Raw genomic sequence first — 20,281 nt, 5'->3', positions numbered from 1 at the left:
CCGCACTTTTCCACTGGTCTTACGCGTGGAATTAGCGTCGTCATCATGGCGCATTGCGTCCCTCCGTCCACCCCTTACTTTGGTGCGGGATGATCGCCCGAACGTGACCGCGTACAGCGCGGCAAAAGGAGAGCCAGATGACCGAGGCAAGCTATCCCGTCCCCGCGGAATGGGCGAAGGACGCCCTGATCGATGCCGCCGCCTATGACCGGATGTATGCCGAGGCCGCGACCGATCCCGACGCGTTCTGGGCGAAGGAGGCCAAGCGCCTCGACTGGATCGTGCCCCCGACGAAGATCAAGGACACGTCGTTCGACGAGAGCGACTTCCACATCCGCTGGTTCGAGGACGGCCAGCTCAACGTCGCCGCCAACTGCGTCGATCGCCACGCCGACGCGCGCCCCGACGCGACCGCGATCCTGTGGGAAGGCGACGACCCCGCCGACGACCGCAAGATCAGCTATGCCGAACTCCGCGACGAGGTGTCGAAGCTCGGCAACGCGCTGAAGGCGAAGGGCGTCAAGAAGGGCGACCGCGTCACGATCTATCTGCCGATGATCCCCGAAGCGGCGTTCGCGATGCTCGCCTGCGCGCGGATCGGCGCGATCCATTCGGTGGTGTTCGGCGGTTTCTCGCCCGAGAGCCTGTGCAACCGCATCCACGACTGCGACAGTCGCATCGTCATCACCGCCGACGAAGGTCTGCGTGGGGGCAAGACCGTGCCGCTGAAGGCCAATGTCGACGCCGCGCTCGACCACGGCGATCTCGCGGTCGAGACGGTGATCGTCGTCCGTCGCACCAGCGGCAAGGTGACCATGACCGAAGGCCGCGACTGCTGGTATGCGGACTGCGTCGAGGGCCAGTCGACCGACTGCGCGCCTGAGCCGATGAACGCCGAGGACCCGCTATTCATCCTCTACACCAGCGGCTCGACCGGCCAGCCCAAGGGCGTGCTCCATTCGACTGGCGGCTATCTGGTGTGGGCGTCGATGACGCACGAATACGTCTTCAACTACCGCCCCGGCGAGATCTTCTGGTGCGCCGCCGACGTCGGCTGGGTCACCGGCCACACCTATTCGCTGTACGGCGCGCTCGCCAACGGTGCGACCACCGTGATGTTCGAGGGCGTACCCAACTACCCCGATCACAGCCGGTTCTGGCAGATCGTCGATAAGTACCAGGTCAACATCCTCTACACCGCACCGACCGCACTCCGCTCGCTGATGCGCGAGGGCGACGACTGGGTGACGCGCACCAGCCGCAAGTCGCTCCGCCTGCTCGGCTCGGTCGGCGAGCCGATCAACCCCGAGGCGTGGAACTGGTACCATAACGTCGTCGGCGACGGCCGCTGCCCGATCGTCGACACCTGGTGGCAGACCGAGACGGGGGGGCACATGATCTCGCCTTTGCCCGGCGCCACCGCACTGAAACCCGGTAGCGCGACCAAACCCCTGTTCGGCGTGATGCCCGAACTGGTCGATGCGGACGGGAAGGTTCTGGACGGCGCGGTAGAGGGCAATCTCGTCATAGCCGACAGTTGGCCCGGGCAGATGCGGACCGTGTGGAACGATCACGAGCGCTTCTTCCAGACGTACTTCTCGACCTATCCCGGCAAGTATTTCACCGGCGATGGCTGCCGCCGCGACGAGGACGGCTATTACTGGATCACCGGCCGCGTCGACGACGTCATCAACGTCAGCGGCCACCGCATGGGCACCGCCGAAGTCGAGAGCGCGCTCGTCGCGCATTCGAAGGTCGCCGAAGCCGCGGTCGTCGGCATGCCGCACGACGTGAAGGGCCAGGGCATCTACGCCTACGTCACGCTCAACGCGAACGCCGAGCCGAGCGAGGATCTGCGCAAGGAACTCGTCCAATGGGTCCGTCGCGAGATCGGTCCGATCGCGACGCCCGACATCCTCCAGTTCGCGCCGGCCTTGCCCAAGACGCGGTCAGGCAAGATCATGCGCCGCATCCTGCGGAAGATTGCGGAGAACCAGCTCGACCAGCTCGGCGACACCTCGACCCTCGCCGATCCTGCGGTGGTCGACGCCTTGATCGCGGGCCGCGAGGAGGCCACTTCAGTTCCGGCATGACCCGCACGATCCTCATCGCCGACGATCACCCGCTGTTCCGCCAGGCGCTCAAACTGGCGGTCAGCCGCGCCGCGCCCGACGCGGTGGTGATCGAGGCGGGGCAACTCTGCGAAGCGGTCGACGCGGTGCGGGGGGCGGAACGGCTCGATTTGATCCTGCTCGACCTGCGGATGCCGGGCTCGGAAGGGTTTGCGGGTGTCGCGCTGCTTCACGCAGAACGCCCCGACACGCCGATCATGGTGATCTCCTCGGCCAACGAAGCCGAGGCCGCCCCCCGCGCGAGGGCCTATGGCGCGATCGGCTTCGTCTCCAAGACCGCCGACCTGACCACGCTCGAAACCGCCGTAGCCCGAGCCCTCGCGGGCGAACGCGACGCGCCGATCGAAGGTGCCTCCGTAGACGACATGGCGACGCGTGTTGCAAGCCTCACCCCGACCGAACTGAAAGTCCTGCTCGGTGTGCTCGCCGGCCGCCTGAACAAGCAGGTCGCCTTCGACCTCGGCATTTCGGAAGGCACGGTGAAGGGTCACATGACCGCCATCCTGCGCAAGCTAGGCGTCCAGAACCGCACTCAGGCGGTGCTGGCGGCGCGGGCAATGGACATCCACTTCGCCGACTGAGGCAGGCCATGCCGCTTGGACAAGAGCCAGTCCGCATCCCCGGCAGCACATAACTCCTTGTTCTCCCGCGAAGGCGGGAGCCCAGTCTGGATCCCCGCCTTCGCGGGGAAACATGCCTTGCTCGAAAGGTAGAGTGCTGACTGGTTCCGAGAGCCAGCCACTCCAGCTAAATGCCGCCGCCGTTTCAATCCTCCCCCGCAAGGGGGAGGTGGCCCTGAAGGCGACGGAGGGGGAGGCCACGCAACAGCGGTTCCCTCTTTCCTCCCCCTCCGTCAGGCAAGCGCCTGCCACCTCCCCCTGGCGGGGGAGGATCAAGGAGCCTCAACTTCCCAGCGCCGCGGCCGCAGACGCATCCTCGATAAACCGCCACAAATCCGCCGGCACGACCGGCTTGGTCAGCACGACAAGCCCACCACACCGCGGATCGTCCGCAACCGCGCGATCCGCCGTCACCAGCGCAATCGCCGGCGCCGGCACCATCGCCCGCAACCGCGCAACCACATCCAGTCCGTCCTCCACCTCGTCCAGATGAAAGTCGACCAGCGCCACGTCCGGCTCCTCATCCGCCGCCAGTTCCAACGCCTCGGCGATCGTCGCGGCCAGCAACGGCACGCACCGCCGCGCCCGCAACGCCGCATCGAGCGCCGCCAGGATCGTCGCATCATTGTCGAGACACAGTACCCGCAACCCCGGCACCAGCGCGCGGCTCGCCAGAGGCGTGGGCAACACAACATCCAGCCCGGCAGGCGCCAGCGGCACGCGCACCGCAAACGTCGTCCCCCGCCCCAATTCCGATCGCAACTCGACCGTCGACCCGAGCAATCGCGCGATCCGCCGGACGATCGCCAGCCCGAGTCCGACGCCGCCCCCCGCGCTCCCCTTGCTCTCGAGCCGCTCGAACTCCTCGAAGATCCGCTCACGGTCACCCGCAGCAATCCCCGGCCCGTTGTCGCGCACCTCGATCAGCACATCGTCGCCCCTGCGCCGCGCCCCGATCCAGATCCGCCCATCCGCCGAATAGCGCACCGCGTTCGACAGAAAATTCTGCAGAATCGACCGTAGCAGCGACCGATCCGTCGCCACGCTGAACGCCCCCGGATGCGCCGCCAGAACCAGCCCACGTTCGCCCGCCAACGGCCGAAACTGCACCGCCAGCTCCTCGATCAACGCCCCCAGCGCAAACCGCTCCACCTTCGGCACCACGCCCCCCGCATCGAGTCGCGACACATCGAGCAGCGCGCGCAGCAACGTGTCCGCCGACCCGATCGCGCCATCGATCGCGCGCACCAGTTCCGCCTGATGCGGCGCCCTGTCCTCGGCAAGCGCCGCGCAGAACAGTCGCGCCGCGTGAAGGGGCTGCAACAGGTCGTGGCTCGCCGCCGCCAGGAACCGCGTCTTGTCGCGCGTCGCGGTCTCGGCGATCGCGCGCGCCTCGCCGAGCATATGGTTCGACCGCGCGAGGTCCTGCGTCCGCGCCGCCACCCTTGCCTCGAGATCGGCCTGCGCCTCCTTCTCCGCGGTGATGTCGGTGAAGCTCTGGACGTACCCACCGCCCGGCATCGGTCGCCCAACCATCTTGATCCACCGCCCCGATGGCCGCTGCCGCTCGAAACTATGCGGCGTCCCGCGCGCGAGATGCGCCACCCGCCGGCCGACATGCGCCGCGATATCCCCCGCGATGCCCTCGCGCTCGGCATTGTAGCGGATCAGGTCGGCGATCGAGCGCCCAACGACGACATAGCCCTCGGGATAGTCGAACATCTCGACATAGCGCGGATTCCACGCGACCAGCCGCAGGTCGGCGTCGATCACGCTGACCCCCGGATCGATCGTCTCCAGCGTCGCGGACAATAGCGTCCGCGAGAACCGCAGCGAGCGCCCGCGCTGGTCGAGCAGCCGGACCACGTCGCTGACGTCGATCGCCGACCCGGCGATGCTCGACGCGACGATCTTGCGCGCCGAGGGTGCGCCGATCACGCCCGCGATCAGCCGCTCGGCGGTGCGCGCGGCGGGGCCATCGATCGGCGCGCGGAGATCGAGCGACGCCACCCCGATCGCCTCCGCCTCGCCGTCGCCGACGAACCGCGCGACCAGCATCCGCAATTCGCCGAGTGTCGTGACGTGATCGAGCGCCGCGTTCCCCCGATGCCTCTCGCGCACATGCAGCCCGGCCATCAGCGCAACGTTGACGCCGAGGCTCCACACCGTGCCGTTGACCAAAGGCGAGCCGATCCGCCAGCCGAGCAACGCATCGGGATCGAGCCAGCCGCGCGTGAACTGCGCCAAGGCCGGGCCGACACCCTCGCCGATCGACGGCAGCAACAGGCAGTATATCCAGACGATCACGCCGCCGATCAGCCCAGCGCGTGCGGCCGTATGGTTGGCGAAGTTCCACCCCACCGTCGCGATCAGCGCAGGCGCGAACTGTGCGACACCGGCGAACGCGATCAGTCCGATCGACGCCAGCGGCAGGTCCGCGCCAAGACTCCGTCCATACAGCAACGCGACCGCGACGATCGCGGCGATGATGATCCGCCGCACGCGCAACATCCGCCGACCGAGCTCGCCTTCGCCCGCCTCGCCGTGCCGCCGGAGCAGCAGCGGCGCAAGCAGGTCGTTGGTCGCCATCGTCGACAGCGCGATCGTCTCGACCACCACCATCGCCGTCGCCGCCGAGAAACCACCAAGGAAGGCGATCAGCGCGACGAGATGCTGCCCCTGCTGCAACGGCACCGCGAGCACGTAGAGATCGGGCTCGGCATCGGATGGCAGCAGTGTCATGCCCGCGAGCGCCAGCGGCAGGACGAGCAGCGAGATCACCACCATGTAGGCAATGAAAGGGCCGCGCGCCCTGGCGATCGCGTCAGGTCCCCGCGCCTCGATCACGCCGACGTAGAATTGCCGCGGCAGGCACAGGATCGCCAACGCCGACAGCAAGGTCCGCACCCAGAAATCCGACGACAGCGCGCCCCAGGTGAAGCCGGACCGAAGCCGGGCCATCGGTGGCGCGAGCGTCTCCGCCGGCACGTCGGCGAGCAGTGTTACCGTCACCACCCCGAGCACAACGAAACAGAGCAGCTTGATCAGCGACTCCACCGCGATCGCCGCGACGACGCCGGGGTTGCGCCCCGCCACTTCATACCGCCGCGCGCCGAAGACGATCGCGAACACCGCCAGCAACAGCGCGACGAACGTGCCGACCTCCGCCGAACTCCCCACGCCCGCGATTGCGCCGAAACTCAGCGTCACCGATCGCAACTGAAGCGCGATATACGGCACCGATGCGAGCAACGCCGTGCCCGCGACGATCGCCGCGGTCCCCCGACTGCGGCCGTAGCGGGCGGAGATGAAGTCGGAGATCGAACTCGATCCCTCCTCGCGCGCCAGCCGCACCAGCCGCGCGAGAAACTTCGGCGCAAGCAGGAACACCAAAGCCGGGCCGAGATAGATGGCGAGGTAATCCCATCCCCGCGTCGCCGCGGTGCCGACGCCGCCGAAAAACGTCCAACTGCTGCAATACACCGCCAGCGACAGCGGATACGCGATCCGTCCGAGCCTGCGCGACAGGCCGCGCCGGTCCACCACCCAGGCGACCGTGAACAGGAAGGCGCCGTAGGCCAGGATCGCAACGATGACGCTTGGCCCGACGATGACGATGCTCCGCTTGCAGGATCGGGGTTCCCCTCCTCCTCAAGCGGGGGGAGAAAATGTACTGGTTAGCGTGCTATTGCCGCTTTGCCGCGATGTACCGGTTCACCTGCTCGTCCAGCACCGCGAGCGGCAACGCGCCCTGGCTCAGGACCGCCTCATGGAAGTCGCGGATATCGAAGCGTGGCCCGAGTTCCCGCTCGGCGCGCGCGCGCAGTTCGGCGATCTTGAGTTCGCCCACCATGTAGCTCGTCGCCTGGCCAGGCCAGTTGAAGTACCGGTCGACCTCACGCGCGATATCGGTGTCCGAGACCGAGCTGTTGGCCTTGAAATAGGCGATCGCCTGCTCGCGCGTCCACCGCTTCGCGTGGATGCCCGTATCGAGCACGAGGCGGATCGCGCGCCAAACCTGCAACGAGAGCATGCCGAACCGCGCATACGGGTCCTTGTAGACGCCCATCTCGTTGGCAAGCCGCTCCGAATACAGCCCCCACCCCTCCATGTACGCGCCGTAACCGCCGAACTTGCGGAACTTCGGAATGCCGACCAGCTCCTGCTGGCGCGCGATCTGGAAGTGATGGCCGGGTGCGCCCTCGTGCGCGGCGATCCCCGCGACCTGCACCTTCTGCGTCTGGTTCATGTCGACCAGATTGACGTAATAGATGCCGGGCCGCGATCCGTCGGCCGATGGCGGGTTGTAGAAGGCGGTCGAGGCGGTGCCTTCGCGCCATTTCTCGACCGCGCGCACCTCGAGCGGCGCCTTGGGCAGCGTCCGGAAATAGCGCGGTGCCGCGACCATGACCGAGGCGATCACCGCGCGGGCATCGCCGAGATACTGCTCGCGGCCCTCCGCGGTGTTGGGATATTTGAACTTCGGATCGGTCCGGATGGAGTTGAAGAACGCCTCGAGCGTCCCCTTGAAGCCGACCTCGCGCTTGATCGCCTCCATCTCGAGGCGGATCGACGCGACCTGCTTCAAGCCGAGTTCGTGGATCTGGTCGGCGGTCAGGTCGGTCGTGGTCGAGCTTTTCAACCGGTCGGCATAATAGGCCGCACCGTTCGGCAGGCTCCACGCGCCGAAATTGCCCTTAGACTTCGGCTCGATCTCGTCGAGCGCGGCGAACAGCGTGTCATAGCCGCGGCGGAACGGCCCGGTGAGCGCGGCGCTGCCGTCGGCCAACAGCTTTGCTTTCACATCCGCCGGCGCATCGAGCGCGGCGACCTTCTTGCGGAAATCGGCCCACACGCTCGAGTCAGGCCCAGTGTCGAACGGCGCGCCCTTCAGGACCGCCTGCGCATCCGCGCGCGTCGGGGCGAAGTTCACCTTGTTGGGGATGATGCCCGCTGCCGCCTGCTCGCGCATCGTCGTCGCGACCTCGCGCATGACGCGCTCGGTGTCGCGCAGGCGAGCGACATAGGCCTGTGCGTCGGCGACCGTGTCGACCTTGTGGTTGTTGATCAGCAGGACCGGGATGTCGCCCGCGGGGCTGCCGTTGGTCGATACGGGAAAACGCAGCTTGCGGAACTGCAGCGACTGACGGCCGCGTTCCACCTCGTATTCGAACAGCCGGTAGCTGACGCCGGCGCTCTCGCCCAGTTGCGCCGGCTTGAAGCGCGCGCGCATCGCGACCAGCTGGCGCTCGGCAAGCGCCTCGGCCCGCAGCGCGGCGGCATCGGTATAGTCGTCCAGCCGATCGTTGCTCGTCTTGAGCCCCAACTGCGTCTGCGATTCCGGGCTCAGAGCGAGCTGCTCGTCATACGCCGTGTCGAGGAACGCGAGCAGCGCGGCATCCTGGACCGCCGTACTCGCCGCTTGCGCAGGGGCCGCCGCGTTTGCCTGAACCAACGGCACGACCGGCAAGAGCATGAGGGCGAGAGCTATACGCATCGAATCTCCAATCGACCGCGCTTGTCGCGCGCGGCGCGGTGCGATGCAATCGCCGATGGCTCTGCCGGCGCATGGTCTTTCGTCGGCCGCCGCCTTACGCTGCGCCCATGAACACGGTCCTACGGCGCGCGCGCAACCCGGTGATCCTCCTGGCCCTGCTGGCAACGCCGCTGACGGCTGCGTCCGTCGCGCCCACGACTGACATCGCGCGGTGGCAGGCACAGGCGACGCAGGTCACGATCACGCGCGACGACTGGGGCATTCCGCATGTCCGAGGCCGATCCGATGCGGATGCGGTGTTCGGTCTGATCTACGCGCAGGCAGAAGATGATTTTCCGCGGATCGAGGCCAATTACCTGACCGCGCTGGGCCGTACCGCGGAGGCCGACGGCGAGGCGGCAATCTGGGCGGATCTCCGCCAGCAGCTGTTCGTCGACCCGGCCGAACTGAAGGCGCAATACGCCGCCAGCCCCGCCTGGTTGCGCACGCTGATGCAGGCGTGGGCCGACGGGCTGAACTATTACCTCGCGACGCATCCGCAGGTCCGACCCCAGGTACTGACCCGCTTCGAACCCTGGATGGCGCTGAGCTTCACCGAAGGCAGCATCGGCGGCGATATCGAGCGTATCTCGCTGAGCGATCTGAAGACCTTCTACGGTCGGCCGACGCCGCCGACGCCCGAGGAGCTGGGTGTGGTGCCGCGCGAACCGTCAGGCTCGAACGGCATCGCGATCGCACCGCGACTGACGGCGAACGGCCATGCGCTGCTGCTGATCAACCCGCACACCAGCTTCTACTTCCGGTCCGAGGCGCAGATGACCAGCACGGACGGGCTGGACGCGTATGGCGCGAGCACCTGGGGTCAGTTCTTCATCTATCAGGGCTTCAACGCGAAGGCCGGGTGGATGCACACCTCGTCGACCGTCGACAATGTCGATGAATTCGCCGAACGGATCGCGCGGCGCGGCGGGGGCTATGCGTATCGCTACGGCAAGACCAGCCGAGACGTCGCGGCGAAGGTGGTGACGGTGCGTTTCCGCAGGGCCGATGGCACGATGGGCGAGCGCGGTTTCACGACCTATCGCACCCACCACGGCCCGATCGTCGCGATCAAGGGTGGGAGGTGGATCGCCACCGCACTCATGTGGAAGCCCGTACCCGCGCTCGAACAAAGCTATCTGCGGACTAAGGCGACCGATCTCGCCGGCTATATGAAGGTCGCCGCGCTGAAGGCGAACGCGTCGAACGACACGCTGTTCGCTGACAACAAGGGCGAAATCGCGTTCCTGATGCCGCAGTTCATGCCGATGCGCGACGACCGCTTCGATTACACCCGGCCGGTCGACGGCAGCGATCCGGCGACCGACTGGCGGGGGCTGCATACCCTCCCCAGCCTACCGAGCGTGCTCAACCCGCGCACCGGATGGGCGCACAACACCAACGACTGGCCGTGGAGCGCGGCGGGGCCGGACAGCCCGAAAGCGGCGGATTACCCGCGCTACATGGATCAGGTCGGCGGCAATGCGCGCGGCGTCCACGCCGATCTGTTGCTGACCGGCAAGACCGGATGGACGTCGGAGACTCTGCGCGACGCGGCGTTCGATCCGTATCTGCCGGCGTTCGCGCGGCTGCTGCCAGGACTGGTCCAGGCGTGGACTACGCTGCCTGCCGGCGATCCGCGCCGCAAGGCGCTGGCGGGGCCGATCGCGCTGTTGCGGGGGTGGGATCACCGCTGGAACTACGACTCCACGGCGACCAGTCTGGCGGTGTTCTGGGGCGACCAGCTGTGGCGCGAAATCGGCAGCTTCGCGCAGGCCGAGCGCCTCAACGTCGCGGATTACATCGCCACGCGTGTCGGCCCGGATGCGAAGCTTGCCGCGTTAAGCGCCGCGGTCGACCGGCTCGGCCGCGACTTCGGCAGCTGGCGGACACCGTGGAAGGATATCAACCGCTTCCAGCGTCTCGACGATTCCATCGCACCGCATTTCGACGATTCTCAGCCATCGATACCGGTGCCGTTCACCTCGGCCCAATGGGGCAGCCTCGCCTCGTTCGGCGCCAAGCCATGGCCGGGAACGAAGCGATATTACGGCACCAGCGGCAACAGTTTCGTCGCGGTGGTCGAATTCGGTCTGCGCGTGAAGGCGGCAGCGGTCATGGCCGGCGGCCAAAGCGGCGACACGCGCTCACCGCATTTTGCGGACCAGATCGATCGGTATGCCCAGGGCAAGCTGCGGCCGGTCTACTTCTATCCCGACGAGCTCAAGGGGCATGTGGAGCGCCGCTATAATCCGGGACGCTAAAGACCCGACTACCGTCTCACCGCCGCGAATATCCGCGTCCATGCCGACCGGATCTCAATAATGCGTAGGTCGAGGTTATCCAATCGAAGGGTCCACTCGTTAGCGACGCATGACAGTAAAGACAGTACGGGCGCGGCTGGCGTTCGGATCGATGCCGCTCCTGGCCTTCGCGATGACCGGTTTCGCTCATCTGGCCGCCGCGCAGGCGATCGACCCGCTCCCGGCCGGCATATCCGCCGGGCCGATCCAGATCGACAGGCAGGCAGTCACCGACCCAGCCCTTCGCGCAATCTACGCCAAGGCCGGCTGGCATGGCGTCTGGTCGACTGCGAACGCCGAAGCATTCGACAGCGTTCTCGCTGATCGCACGCGGCACGGCCTCGACCGCGTGGCGTTCCTGCCGACCTCCGACGAGCAGGCGGCGACGGCGGCGGCGGGCGATATCGCCCGAACGAAGGCTGCGCTCGACTATGCAACCGCGCTGGCCCGCGGGCGAACCGATCCGACGGCGCTGCATCAGGTGTATACGCTGCCCCGTCCGACGGCCGATCTTGCCGCTGGTCTGACGCGCGCACTCGCCAGGGGCGATCTCGCGGCATGGTTCGACGGACTCGCACCGCAGGATGCGGAGTACAAGGCGCTGTCCGACGCCTATGTCGCATTCAGCGCCAAGGCGACGGTTGCCGCGCCGGTGCAGGCAATCCCGTCGGGTCTGATCCGTGTCGGCGATCGCGATCCACGCGTCGCGACCATCCTCGAACAGCTCGTCGAGAGCGGATATCTGCCCGCCCCGACAAAGGCTGTTTCAATGCTTTACACGCAGGAGATCGCCGACGCGTTGAAGAGGCTCCAGACCGATTACGGCATCGCCGCCGACGGCGTGGTCGGTCCTGAAACGCTGAAAGTCCTCAACCTCGGCGCCGGGGACCGCGCGCGGGCGCTGGCGGTCGGGCTCGAACGGCGTCGCTGGCTGTCGCGGACCCCGCCGGCGACGCGGATCGACGTCAATACCGCCGCTGCGCAGCTGCGCTATTACCGCGACGGCACCATGATCGATCAGCGCAAGGTGATCGTCGGCGAACCCGGTCGCGAGACGCCGGCCCTGTCCTCGCCGATCTTTCGCCTGGTCGCGAACCCCACCTGGACCGTCCCCAAATCGATCCAGAACGGCGAGATGGCCAACGTCGGCGAGGCATATCTTGCGGAACACAACATGGTCGTCCGCGACGGCTGGATCGTCCAGCAGCCGGGACCGAGCAACGCGCTCGGGCTCGTCAAGTTCGACATGGCGAACGATCAGGCGATCTATCTCCACGACACCTCAGCGCCGGCGCTGTTCGAGCGCAGCCAGCGTCACCTGAGCCACGGTTGCGTCCGAGTCGAGGATGCGCTGGGCTTCGCGCAGATGCTTGCGCAGGACGAAGGCGTCGCGGAGGCATGGCAGACCGCGCAGGACTCCGGCGAGATGACCTTCGTCCCCCTGCCCCGCCGCATCCCGGTCCGGCTGCTGTATCACAACGTCTATCTCGACGATGGCGGCAAGGTCGCATTCCGCACGGATCCCTATGGCTGGAACGATCCGATCGCCGAACAGCTCGGGTTCGCCAAAGCGTCGGCAAAGCGTGCGGAGGCACAAGCGATCGATATCGGGCCCTGAGCTAACGGGTCTGAACGCCACGCGACGCGACTTGCGCGAACGGATAAGAACCGTAGCTGTTCTTTTACGACTGCACGCTACGATCGGCGCATCGACCCGCACGCGAAAGTAAGACTGGATGAAGATCGCTGCCCTGATCCGAGCCTATCATCGCCCGGAACAGCTCGGCCTGTTGCTTGACCGGCTCAATGGTCCGCTGTGGGCACCGTTCGTTCACATCGACCGGAAGTCCGATATCGAGCTGTTCGCGAACTTGCGGAACAAGGCGCCGTTCCTGACCAACCGCGTTCAGGTGAACTGGGGCGGCCTGAGCCAGGTCGAGGGAGTCCTCCGCCTCCTGCGCGCCGCGCTCCGCGATCCGACGATCACCCATTTCTATCACATGAGCGGTCAGTGCTACCCTGTGAAAAGCGATGACCAGATCCGCGAACAGATTGCCAGCTTTCCGGTGGGATCGGCCAACCTGATGGAGCTGACCGCCATGCCTGTCAGCCACAAACCGCTGGAACGCTACACAAGGCGGTGGCTTCACGACGTTCAAAATCCGATCACATGGCGGATCCTGAGCCGGCTGTTCCCCCGCATGCCGGACAAATCGTTGAGCAAGTTGCGCGGCATCGCCTTGCATGGCGGCGGCGCATGGTGGCTGTTCGAGCGCCAGACGGTGGAAAAGATGCTGCAGTTCCTCGACGAAAACCCGTGGTACTGGCGATTGTTCAAATATACGGACTGCCCTGACGAGATGCTCCTTCACTCGCTCGTCGCGCCGCTCGGGATCACGATCGGCGGGACGTCCCCGACGGCGGACACGTGGATCCAGGGCAAGGCCCACCCGGAAACCGTGACCGAGTCCATGCACAGGGGCTTTGTCGAGGGGCCAGCACTGTTCGGTCGCAAGTACATCGATTTCCATCCAGCCTTAACCTAGATTTATGCACAAGCGACGCTCCGCGAAACGATCGTAACCGTTTCATTCCATTCATTCATTTTCAACGGCGCGGCCTGTAAGGCCCCACAAGACCTGAAGGATGTGGTTGATGCGGCTGTCGGTATTGCTAAGCGCCTATAACGACGCCCCTTATGTGGAACGCGCCGTGACCAGCGTGCTTCGGCAGACCTACGCCGATTTCGAATTCATCATCATCAATGACGGCTCGACCGATGGCTCGACCGAAATCCTGCGCCGGCTGGCGAACGCCGATCCTCGTATCGTGCTGGTCGAACAGGAGAACCGCGGGCTGGTCGCCAGCCTGAACCGCGGCTTCGCGATGGCCAGGGGCGATCTCGTCGCGCGGATGGATGGCGACGACGAGTGCCTTCCGCACCGGTTCGCGACGCAGCTCGCCTTTTTCGACGCGCATCCCGAATACGGCGTCGTCGGCTGCCAGCAGTTGAACGTCGACATCCACGGCCGGACGATCAAGCTGATCGACGATTACCCGCGCGATTTCGAAACGTTCCTGGCCGCGATGGAGTTCAAACCGATCATGAGCCATCCGGGCTCGATGATCTCGCGCGCCGCATTCGAGAAGGTCGGCGGATACCGTGCCATGTATCGCCACTGCGAGGATTACGACCTCTGGCTGCGGCTATCGCAAATCACCAAGTTATGCAGCGTCGACGATGTGCTGCTCCGCTACTGCGTCAACGACGGACAGGTGACGATCCAGCACCTCCTCCACACCGCGGTCGGCGCCACCGTCGCATGGGAAGCCTATCTTCAGTACAGCAAGGGCCGCCCCGATCCGACCTCCGGCCTGACGGCGTTACCGGACGTCGGTCATCTGGGCGAACTCGATGCCATCTTCGGCGAGCCCGGCATCGCGCGGAGGGTTCGCGCGCGCGTCGCGCCGAAGCTGCTCTATTCGCTGCCCGCGCTGAAGTCGGGCGGCGTCAAGCTGGTAGGCGAGTATGTCGCGGAGGGCGGCGAGCGTCGGCCTGCGACACGCGCGGTCGGACGGCTGCTTCGCCACGGCCAGTTGCGCGGCGCGGGACAGCTCGCGGCCAGCCTGTGTCGCTCGTATCTCATGCCGAGGGGCTGATCGATGGCGGTGCGTAAAGCCGCGATGTGGTCGGTCAGCGGCCAGTGGCTCGTCTTCGCGTTCAACTTCGCGGTCAGCGTCTATCTGGCGCGCTACCTGCTGCCACCATCGGCGTTCGGCACGTTCTCGGTCGGGTTCGCGGCGGCAGGCGTGATCTCCAACCTGCAGGATTTCGGGCTCAACCGGTATCTCGTGCGGGCCGAGGAGCTGACCGATCAGGTCCTCGACACCTGCACCACCATCACGCTGTGCGTGGGCGCCGCGATCTGTGCCGTGATCGCCGCATTGAGCATGCCGATGGCGTGGTATTATTCCAACACACAGCTTATCCCGATCATGCTGCTGATCGCCGCGGCCTTCCTGCTGTTGCCGTTCAACACCGTGCCGATCGCGCTGCTGCAGCGCGCGGTCGACTTCAAGACCCTGGCGTTCATCAACATGGCGGCCGCCGCGGCCAACGCGATCGTGTCCGCCGGTTTCGCCTTGCTCGGCTACGGTCCCGTGTCGCTGGCGCTGGGTTTTCTCGCACAACAGATCGCTCGCGCGACGATGGCGCAATTGCTCGGCCCGCGGAGGGTGCGCTTCCACCTCAGTTTCGCGGGTGCCAGGCCGATCGTCTCGTTCGGCTCGGGGACGACCGTACTCGCGGTGAGCGGCGCGATCGGGACGCGGTCTCCCGACCTGATCATCGGCAACGTGCTCGGCATGCACGCGGTCGGCTTGTTCGGACGCGCGGCCGGCATGGTCGATGGCCTTCGCATGCTCCTCAACGGCGGTCTGGCGGCCGTGTTCTTCAGTCATTTCGCACAGCTGATCCGGACCAGGACTGCGCTGGACCAGCCATACCGCGACCTGGTCGGCTGCTACACCAGCGTGATGTGGCCCGCGATGCTGCTGCTGTCGCTGCTGTCCGCGCCGATCGTCACGATGATCTACGGCGCAGGCTGGGGCGAGGCGGCGCTGGCACTCCGCTGGGTGGCGTTGAGCGAGCTGATCTTCTTCGCGCTGCCGCTTCATACCGAAGTGCCGCTGATGTCGGGCCATCTGCGACAGCTGCTGATCCGCAACCTCATGGATACCGCTGCGGCGCTGATCTGTCTCGCGTGCCTCGTCCGGTTCGGACTGGAGGCCGCGGCGATCGCGCGGCTCGTCTATGCCGGCATTTGGTACGTGATCTACATCGGCCTGATCCAGCGCATCGTCGGCTTTTCGGCACGCGCGTTGCTCTCGACCTACGCCAAGAGCGCGACGAGCACATTGGCCGCCTGTCTGCCGTTGCTCCTGCTGGTGCGTGACGGCCAGATCCTGTCGCTCAGAATGGCGATTTCGGCGGTGCTGGGCGCCGCGCTCTGGGTCGTTGCGCTCGCCTTGCTCGATCATCCGACATGGCGTGAAATCCGCCGCGCCGTGAGTGGCCTGCGACTGTCGCTGTCGCGCGAGGCGAGCACCTGATCCGACGCGACGGTCGAACGCAACTCCCACACACTCTGTCGGCCGACATTGAGTGGCAGGATCGATTTGATTGTCTCGGTGGATACGATTAGCGACACAGCAACGAACCCGTGAGATCGTCTATTCGTCGTGCCCGATAGCCCCGCCGCCCCTCCAGGTGATGACACGCCACCGAGCCATACCGAGCGTGCGCAACGTACCAGTGTCATGTTGATGGCGATGGTCGAGCAGTTCGGCGGGAAGGCCGCGACCAAGCACCGCGTACGTGATCTTTCGGTCAGCGGCATACGCATCGACAATGCCGCCGGCTTGCGCCCCGGTACCACGATCCTGATCTCGGTCGGTGCGCTTCAAGCCATCGGCGCGACCGTCCAGTGGGTCCGGAACGGGTTCGCAGGCATCGCCTTCGCCGAACTGATCGATCCCGTCGATGCCCACAAGAAGGCCGCGATCGCGCCGACCGTGCCGGTAAAGCCGGTGACGATGGATACGCCCCGGGTCGTGCCACCGCCGACGGCCGGCTGGATCGAAGAACTGCGAAACCCCTACCGCAAGCTCTGAGCACGTTGCGCGTATCGCCGCCTGATGGCGTTGCCGGCCCCTGCGATACGAGCTTCGCGCCATCCATGCGCCGCAGCGAACACTCGGCTAACCTGAATTAAGAACAAATACTCGACCAAACCGATACGGGCGTTAGGGTATCGACATGACCCCGCAATCCAGAGCTTTCCTCGGCGAGCTGATCTCCGAGGCGGTCGCGATCTGTATCGTGATGACCTTCGGCCTGTCGGTCGCCGCCATGTACACGCTCTACGATCCGAGCCCGTACAAGACCGCGTACTGGGGAGTCTGCATGACCTGGGGCATGGCGGTGTCGATCTCGATCTACGTCACCGGCGCAGTCTCTGGCACACATGCCAATCCGGGCGTGACGCTGGCGCTCGCGCTGTACCGCGGCTTTCCGTGGAAGAAGGTGCTGCCCTATTGGTGCGCGCAGCTGCTCGGTGCGTTCATCGGCGCGGCGATCGTCTATGCGCTGTATTACAACGTGATCGATCACTTCAACGCAACGCAGAATCTGACTCGGGCCGGCGGCGGTGCGGCGGGCGTGTTCTTCACCGCGCCCGGCCTCGCGGTGACGACGATGAAGGGCTTCGTCGACGAGATCATCCTGACCGCGATCCTGGTCTTCGGGATCTTCGCGATCACCGACGAGTTCAATACCATGGCTCCGCAGGCGAATTTCGGGGCGATCGTGATCGGCCTTCTGGTCGCGGTGATCGGCGCGTCGATGGGATATCTGGAAGCCTGGGCGATCAATCCTGCCCGCGATCTCGGCCCGCGCACCTTTGCTTGGCTGATGGGATGGGACAGATCCGCCTTCCCTGGCGTTGGGGGATATTGGTGGGCACCGATCGCGGGTCCGTTGATCGGGGCGATCATCGGCGGCGGTCTGCAGCATCTGCTGATCCGGCCTTTCCTGCCGCGCGACAAGCCTGTCGCCGGCCCGCAATAAGTCTAGGAGTGTAAGGCGTGAGCGACACCATCATCCTGGCGATCGACCAAGGCACGACCTCGACGCGGAGCATGACGTTCGGCACCGACGGTGTCCCCCGCCAGACCGTCCGCCGCGAATTCGCCCAGCATTACCCGCAATCGGGCTGGGTCGAGCACGACCCCGAGGACATCTGGCGCGATACCGTCGAAACCTTGAAGGAGGCCGCGGACGCGGATGGCGGCAAGGTCGCGGCGATCGGCATCACCAACCAGCGCGAGACCGTGGTGGTGTGGGATCGTAAGACCGGCAAGCCAGTCCACAACGCGATCGTCTGGCAGGATCGCCGCACCGCCAAGCTCTGCGCGCAGTTGAAGGCGGACGGCAACGAACCGCTGGTGCGCGAGCGGACCGGGCTGATCCTCGATCCGTATTTCTCGGGTACCAAGCTCAAATGGATCCTCGACAACGTCGACGGCGTCCGTGCCCGTGCCGACAAGGGCGACCTCGCGTTCGGGACGATCGACAGCTTCCTGCTGTGGCGGCTCACCGGCGGCAAGGTCCACGCGACCGACGCATCCAACGCCTCGCGTACCTTGCTGTTCGACATCCACAAGGGCGCCTGGGACCAGGACATGCTGCGCATGCTCGATATCCCCGAAAGCCTGCTGCCCGAGGTCAAGAACAACAGCACGATCTTTGGTGAGACCACCTCCGACCTGCTCGGCAAGGCGGTGCCCATCGGCGGCATGGCGGGCGACCAGCAGGCTGCCGTCGTCGGCCAGGCGTGTTTCCAGCGCGGCGATGCCAAATCCACCTACGGCACCGGCTGTTTCGTCCTTCTCAACACCGGCAAGGAAGCGGTGACGAGCAAGAACGGCATGCTCACGACGATCGCCTATCAGCTCGACGGCGAGATCACCTATGCGCTCGAAGGGTCGATCTTCGTCGCGGGCGCCGCCGTGAAGTGGCTCCGCGACGGGCTGGGCCTGATCAACCGCGCCGCGGATACCGACGACATGGCGACCAAGCTCGATGGCAATGGCGGCGTCTTCATGGTGCCTGCGTTCGTCGGCCTCGGCGCGCCGCACTGGGATCCGGACGCGCGCGCCAGCATCACCGGCCTCACCTTCGCTGCGACCGGATCGCACATCGCTCGCGCCGCACTGGAGTCAGTCGCCTACCAGACCGCCGACCTGATGAACGCGATGGTCGCGGACGGTGCGCGCGATGCCCGCCAGATCCGTGTCGACGGCGGCATGGCGGCAAACGACTGGTTCTGCCAGTTCCTTGCCGACATGCTCGACACCGACGTCGTCCGGCCCGCCAACATCGAGACGACGGCTGCGGGCGCGGCGTTCCTTGCTGGCATGGCGGTGGGCATCTGGAACGGCCCCGACGACATCGCCGCCGCCTGGAAGGAAGACCGGACTTTCGCCCCGAGGATGAAGGGCGACGAACGGACGGCGCTGATGGCTGGCTGGCAGGAAGCCGTCGATCGAACCAGCTCGAGGGCCAAGGCATGACCGTTCCGAACGCAAAGATCGATGTCGACCTGCTCGTCATCGGCGGCGGCGTCAATGGCACTGGGATTGCGCGCGACGCCGCCGGTCGCGGGCTCAGCGTGATGCTGGTCGAGCGCGACGACCTCGCCTCGCACACTTCGTCGTCGAGCACCAAGCTGATCCACGGCGGCCTGCGCTATCTCGAATATTACGAGTTCCGACTGGTCCGCGAAGCACTCGCCGAACGCGAAAAGCTGATCGACGTCGCGCCGAACCTGATCCGACCGATGCGATTCGTCATGCCGCTCGCCGCCGGGATGCGGCCGGCCTGGCTGATCCGCCTCGGCCTGTTCCTCTACGATCACATCGGCGGTCGCACCCGCCTGCCCAAGTCGATCGGCGTACGGCTCGACAAGACCAAATGGGGCGCGGGTCTGAAGCCGATCCGCCACGGCTTCGTCTACTCGGATGGCTGGGTCGACGATGCGCGCCTGGTGGTGCTGAACGCGCTCGACGCGGCCGAGCGCGGTACGCAGATCCGCACGCACACCAGCTTCGAAGGTGCCCGACGGGAGAGCGACCATTGGGTCGCGACGCTCGGCGACGGCACCCAGGTTACCGCACGGGCCATCGCCAACACCTCCGGCCCTTGGGTGAGCAAGGTGCTCGCGGAGATGCCCCAGGCAACCGCCGAGCGTCCGCCCCGCCTCGTCAAGGGCAGCCATATCATCGTGACCAAGCTGTTCGAGGGCGAGCACGCATACATCCTCCAGAACCCCGACAAGCGGATCATCTTCGCGATCCCCTACGAGGACGACTTCACGCTGATCGGCACCACCGACAAGCCCTATGAAGGCGATCCGTCGCATCCGACGATCGATCCGGACGAGACCGAATATCTCTGCGACAGCGTCAACCGCTACTTCACCCGACAGATCGGCGCGGGCGATGTCGTTGGCAGCTATTCCGGCGTCCGCCCGCTGTTCGACGACGGCAACGAGAACGCCTCCGAAGTCACTCGCGACTATGTCCTTCGCCTCGGCACCGCCGAAGCGCCGCAGATCCTGTCCGCCTTCGGCGGCAAGATCACGACCTATCGCCGCCTCTCCGAACACGCGCTCGAGGACCTCGCGCCGTTCCTCCCCGCGATGGCCAAACCCTGGACCGCGGGCGTTCCCCTGCCCGGCGGCGATCTGCCCAACAGCGATTTCGCCACGTTCCTAAAGACGGTCCACGCACGCTGGCCGTTCCTCGACGCGGCAAACGCGCTTCGTATGGCGCGCGCTTACGGTACGCGGATCGAGCGCGTGCTCGGCGACGCGACGAGCCTCGACGATATCGGCTATGGACTGTCCAAGCGCGAGATCGACTATCTGGTCGAGGAAGAATGGGCCCTCACTGCGGAAGACATCCTGTGGCGGCGGACCAAGCTCGGTCTGCACGGTGGCGAGCCCCTCAAGGCCGCGGTGGAGGCGTATCTTCAGGACCGTACGGGACGTGGCGGATCGTCGTGAGCCGGGACGACCGCCACGCTAGCGGGCCCGGTTGTCCGCGATAGCCCTCACCGCCTCCGCTCGG

Annotated in this window: 13 protein-coding genes; 11 read left to right on the top strand and 2 right to left on the bottom strand. The window is 66.1% G+C overall.

Annotated features, from left to right (window positions below):
- The first annotated feature begins 137 nt into the window (after window positions 1-137).
- Together acs and C8J45_RS05395 are read left to right on the top strand one after the other, a co-directional pair.
- A complete protein-coding gene (acs, locus tag C8J45_RS05400; RefSeq protein WP_107962139.1) occupies window positions 138-2,093 on the top strand; it encodes an acetate--CoA ligase in 1,956 nt (651 codons plus the stop codon).
- A complete protein-coding gene (locus C8J45_RS05395; protein ID WP_107962138.1) occupies window positions 2,090-2,713 on the top strand; it encodes a response regulator transcription factor in 624 nt (207 codons plus the stop codon). The genes acs and C8J45_RS05395 overlap by 4 nt, the downstream gene beginning before the upstream one ends.
- A gap of 321 nt (window positions 2,714-3,034) precedes the next feature.
- On the opposite strand, the gene C8J45_RS05390 is transcribed toward C8J45_RS05395, so the two are convergent.
- Entirely contained in the window at window positions 3,035-6,298 is a 3,264-nt protein-coding gene (locus C8J45_RS05390; protein WP_258191296.1) for a PAS domain-containing hybrid sensor histidine kinase/response regulator, read from the bottom strand.
- A 139-nt stretch (window positions 6,299-6,437) separates the two neighbouring features.
- Window positions 6,438-8,249 (bottom strand): DUF885 family protein, encoded by a 1,812-nt coding sequence (locus tag C8J45_RS05385; protein WP_107962136.1) that lies wholly within the window; start codon window positions 8,247-8,249, stop codon window positions 6,438-6,440.
- A gap of 107 nt (window positions 8,250-8,356) precedes the next feature.
- Here C8J45_RS05385 and C8J45_RS05380 point away from each other — a divergent pair, with 107 nt between their 5' ends.
- The 9 genes from C8J45_RS05380 (at window position 8,357) to glpD (ending at window position 20,217) form a co-directional block, all read left to right on the top strand.
- Window positions 8,357-10,552, top strand: coding sequence for a penicillin acylase family protein (locus C8J45_RS05380; RefSeq protein ID WP_107962135.1), 2,196 nt, complete (start codon window positions 8,357-8,359; stop codon window positions 10,550-10,552).
- Between the two features lie 109 nt (window positions 10,553-10,661).
- Window positions 10,662-12,209, top strand: coding sequence for a murein L,D-transpeptidase (locus tag C8J45_RS05375; protein ID WP_258191295.1), 1,548 nt, complete (start codon window positions 10,662-10,664; stop codon window positions 12,207-12,209).
- Window positions 12,210-12,327: 118 nt separating this feature from the next.
- Complete coding sequence (locus tag C8J45_RS05370) at window positions 12,328-13,137, top strand: beta-1,6-N-acetylglucosaminyltransferase (protein ID WP_107962134.1); 810 nt, start codon at window positions 12,328-12,330, stop codon at window positions 13,135-13,137.
- A 109-nt stretch (window positions 13,138-13,246) separates the two neighbouring features.
- A complete protein-coding gene (locus C8J45_RS05365) occupies window positions 13,247-14,251 on the top strand; it encodes a glycosyltransferase family A protein (RefSeq protein ID WP_181321097.1) in 1,005 nt (334 codons plus the stop codon).
- Window positions 14,252-14,254: 3 nt separating this feature from the next.
- A complete protein-coding gene (locus C8J45_RS05360) occupies window positions 14,255-15,703 on the top strand; it encodes an oligosaccharide flippase family protein (RefSeq protein WP_107962132.1) in 1,449 nt (482 codons plus the stop codon).
- A 129-nt stretch (window positions 15,704-15,832) separates the two neighbouring features.
- A complete protein-coding gene (locus C8J45_RS05355; RefSeq protein ID WP_146168568.1) occupies window positions 15,833-16,264 on the top strand; it encodes a PilZ domain-containing protein in 432 nt (143 codons plus the stop codon).
- A 145-nt stretch (window positions 16,265-16,409) separates the two neighbouring features.
- Entirely contained in the window at window positions 16,410-17,219 is an 810-nt protein-coding gene (locus C8J45_RS05350; RefSeq protein WP_107962130.1) for an MIP/aquaporin family protein, read from the top strand.
- A 17-nt stretch (window positions 17,220-17,236) separates the two neighbouring features.
- Window positions 17,237-18,724 (top strand): glycerol kinase GlpK, encoded by a 1,488-nt coding sequence (gene glpK / locus C8J45_RS05345; RefSeq protein WP_107962129.1) that lies wholly within the window; start codon window positions 17,237-17,239, stop codon window positions 18,722-18,724.
- On the top strand, window positions 18,721-20,217 hold the full coding sequence (gene glpD / locus C8J45_RS05340; protein ID WP_107962128.1) for a glycerol-3-phosphate dehydrogenase: 1,497 nt from the start codon (window positions 18,721-18,723) through the stop codon (window positions 20,215-20,217). Before glpK ends, glpD begins: the two co-directional genes overlap by 4 nt.
- Window positions 20,218-20,281 lie beyond the last annotated feature (64 nt).

Source organism: Sphingomonas sp. PP-CE-3G-477, assembly GCF_003050745.1.
GTDB lineage: Bacteria > Pseudomonadota > Alphaproteobacteria > Sphingomonadales > Sphingomonadaceae > Sphingomonas.
This window is presented reverse-complemented; position numbering and strand designations above follow the sequence as displayed.

What these genes read in the sequence shown, in the direction of transcription:
- C8J45_RS05380 (WP_107962135.1), top strand. Translation starts at nt 8,357, where the DNA reads ATGAACACGGTCCTACGGCGCGCGCGCAACCCGGTGATCCTCCTGGCC.
- C8J45_RS05365 (WP_181321097.1), top strand. Translation starts at nt 13,247, where the DNA reads ATGCGGCTGTCGGTATTGCTAAGCGCCTATAACGACGCCCCTTATGTG.
- glpD (WP_107962128.1), top strand. Translation starts at nt 18,721, where the DNA reads ATGACCGTTCCGAACGCAAAGATCGATGTCGACCTGCTCGTCATCGGC.
- C8J45_RS05385 (WP_107962136.1), bottom strand. Translation starts at nt 8,249, where the DNA reads ATGCGTATAGCTCTCGCCCTCATGCTCTTGCCGGTCGTGCCGTTGGTT.
- acs (WP_107962139.1), top strand. Translation starts at nt 138, where the DNA reads ATGACCGAGGCAAGCTATCCCGTCCCCGCGGAATGGGCGAAGGACGCC.
- C8J45_RS05395 (WP_107962138.1), top strand. Translation starts at nt 2,090, where the DNA reads ATGACCCGCACGATCCTCATCGCCGACGATCACCCGCTGTTCCGCCAG.
- C8J45_RS05375 (WP_258191295.1), top strand. Translation starts at nt 10,662, where the DNA reads ATGACAGTAAAGACAGTACGGGCGCGGCTGGCGTTCGGATCGATGCCG.
- C8J45_RS05350 (WP_107962130.1), top strand. Translation starts at nt 16,410, where the DNA reads ATGACCCCGCAATCCAGAGCTTTCCTCGGCGAGCTGATCTCCGAGGCG.
- C8J45_RS05370 (WP_107962134.1), top strand. Translation starts at nt 12,328, where the DNA reads ATGAAGATCGCTGCCCTGATCCGAGCCTATCATCGCCCGGAACAGCTC.
- C8J45_RS05360 (WP_107962132.1), top strand. Translation starts at nt 14,255, where the DNA reads ATGGCGGTGCGTAAAGCCGCGATGTGGTCGGTCAGCGGCCAGTGGCTC.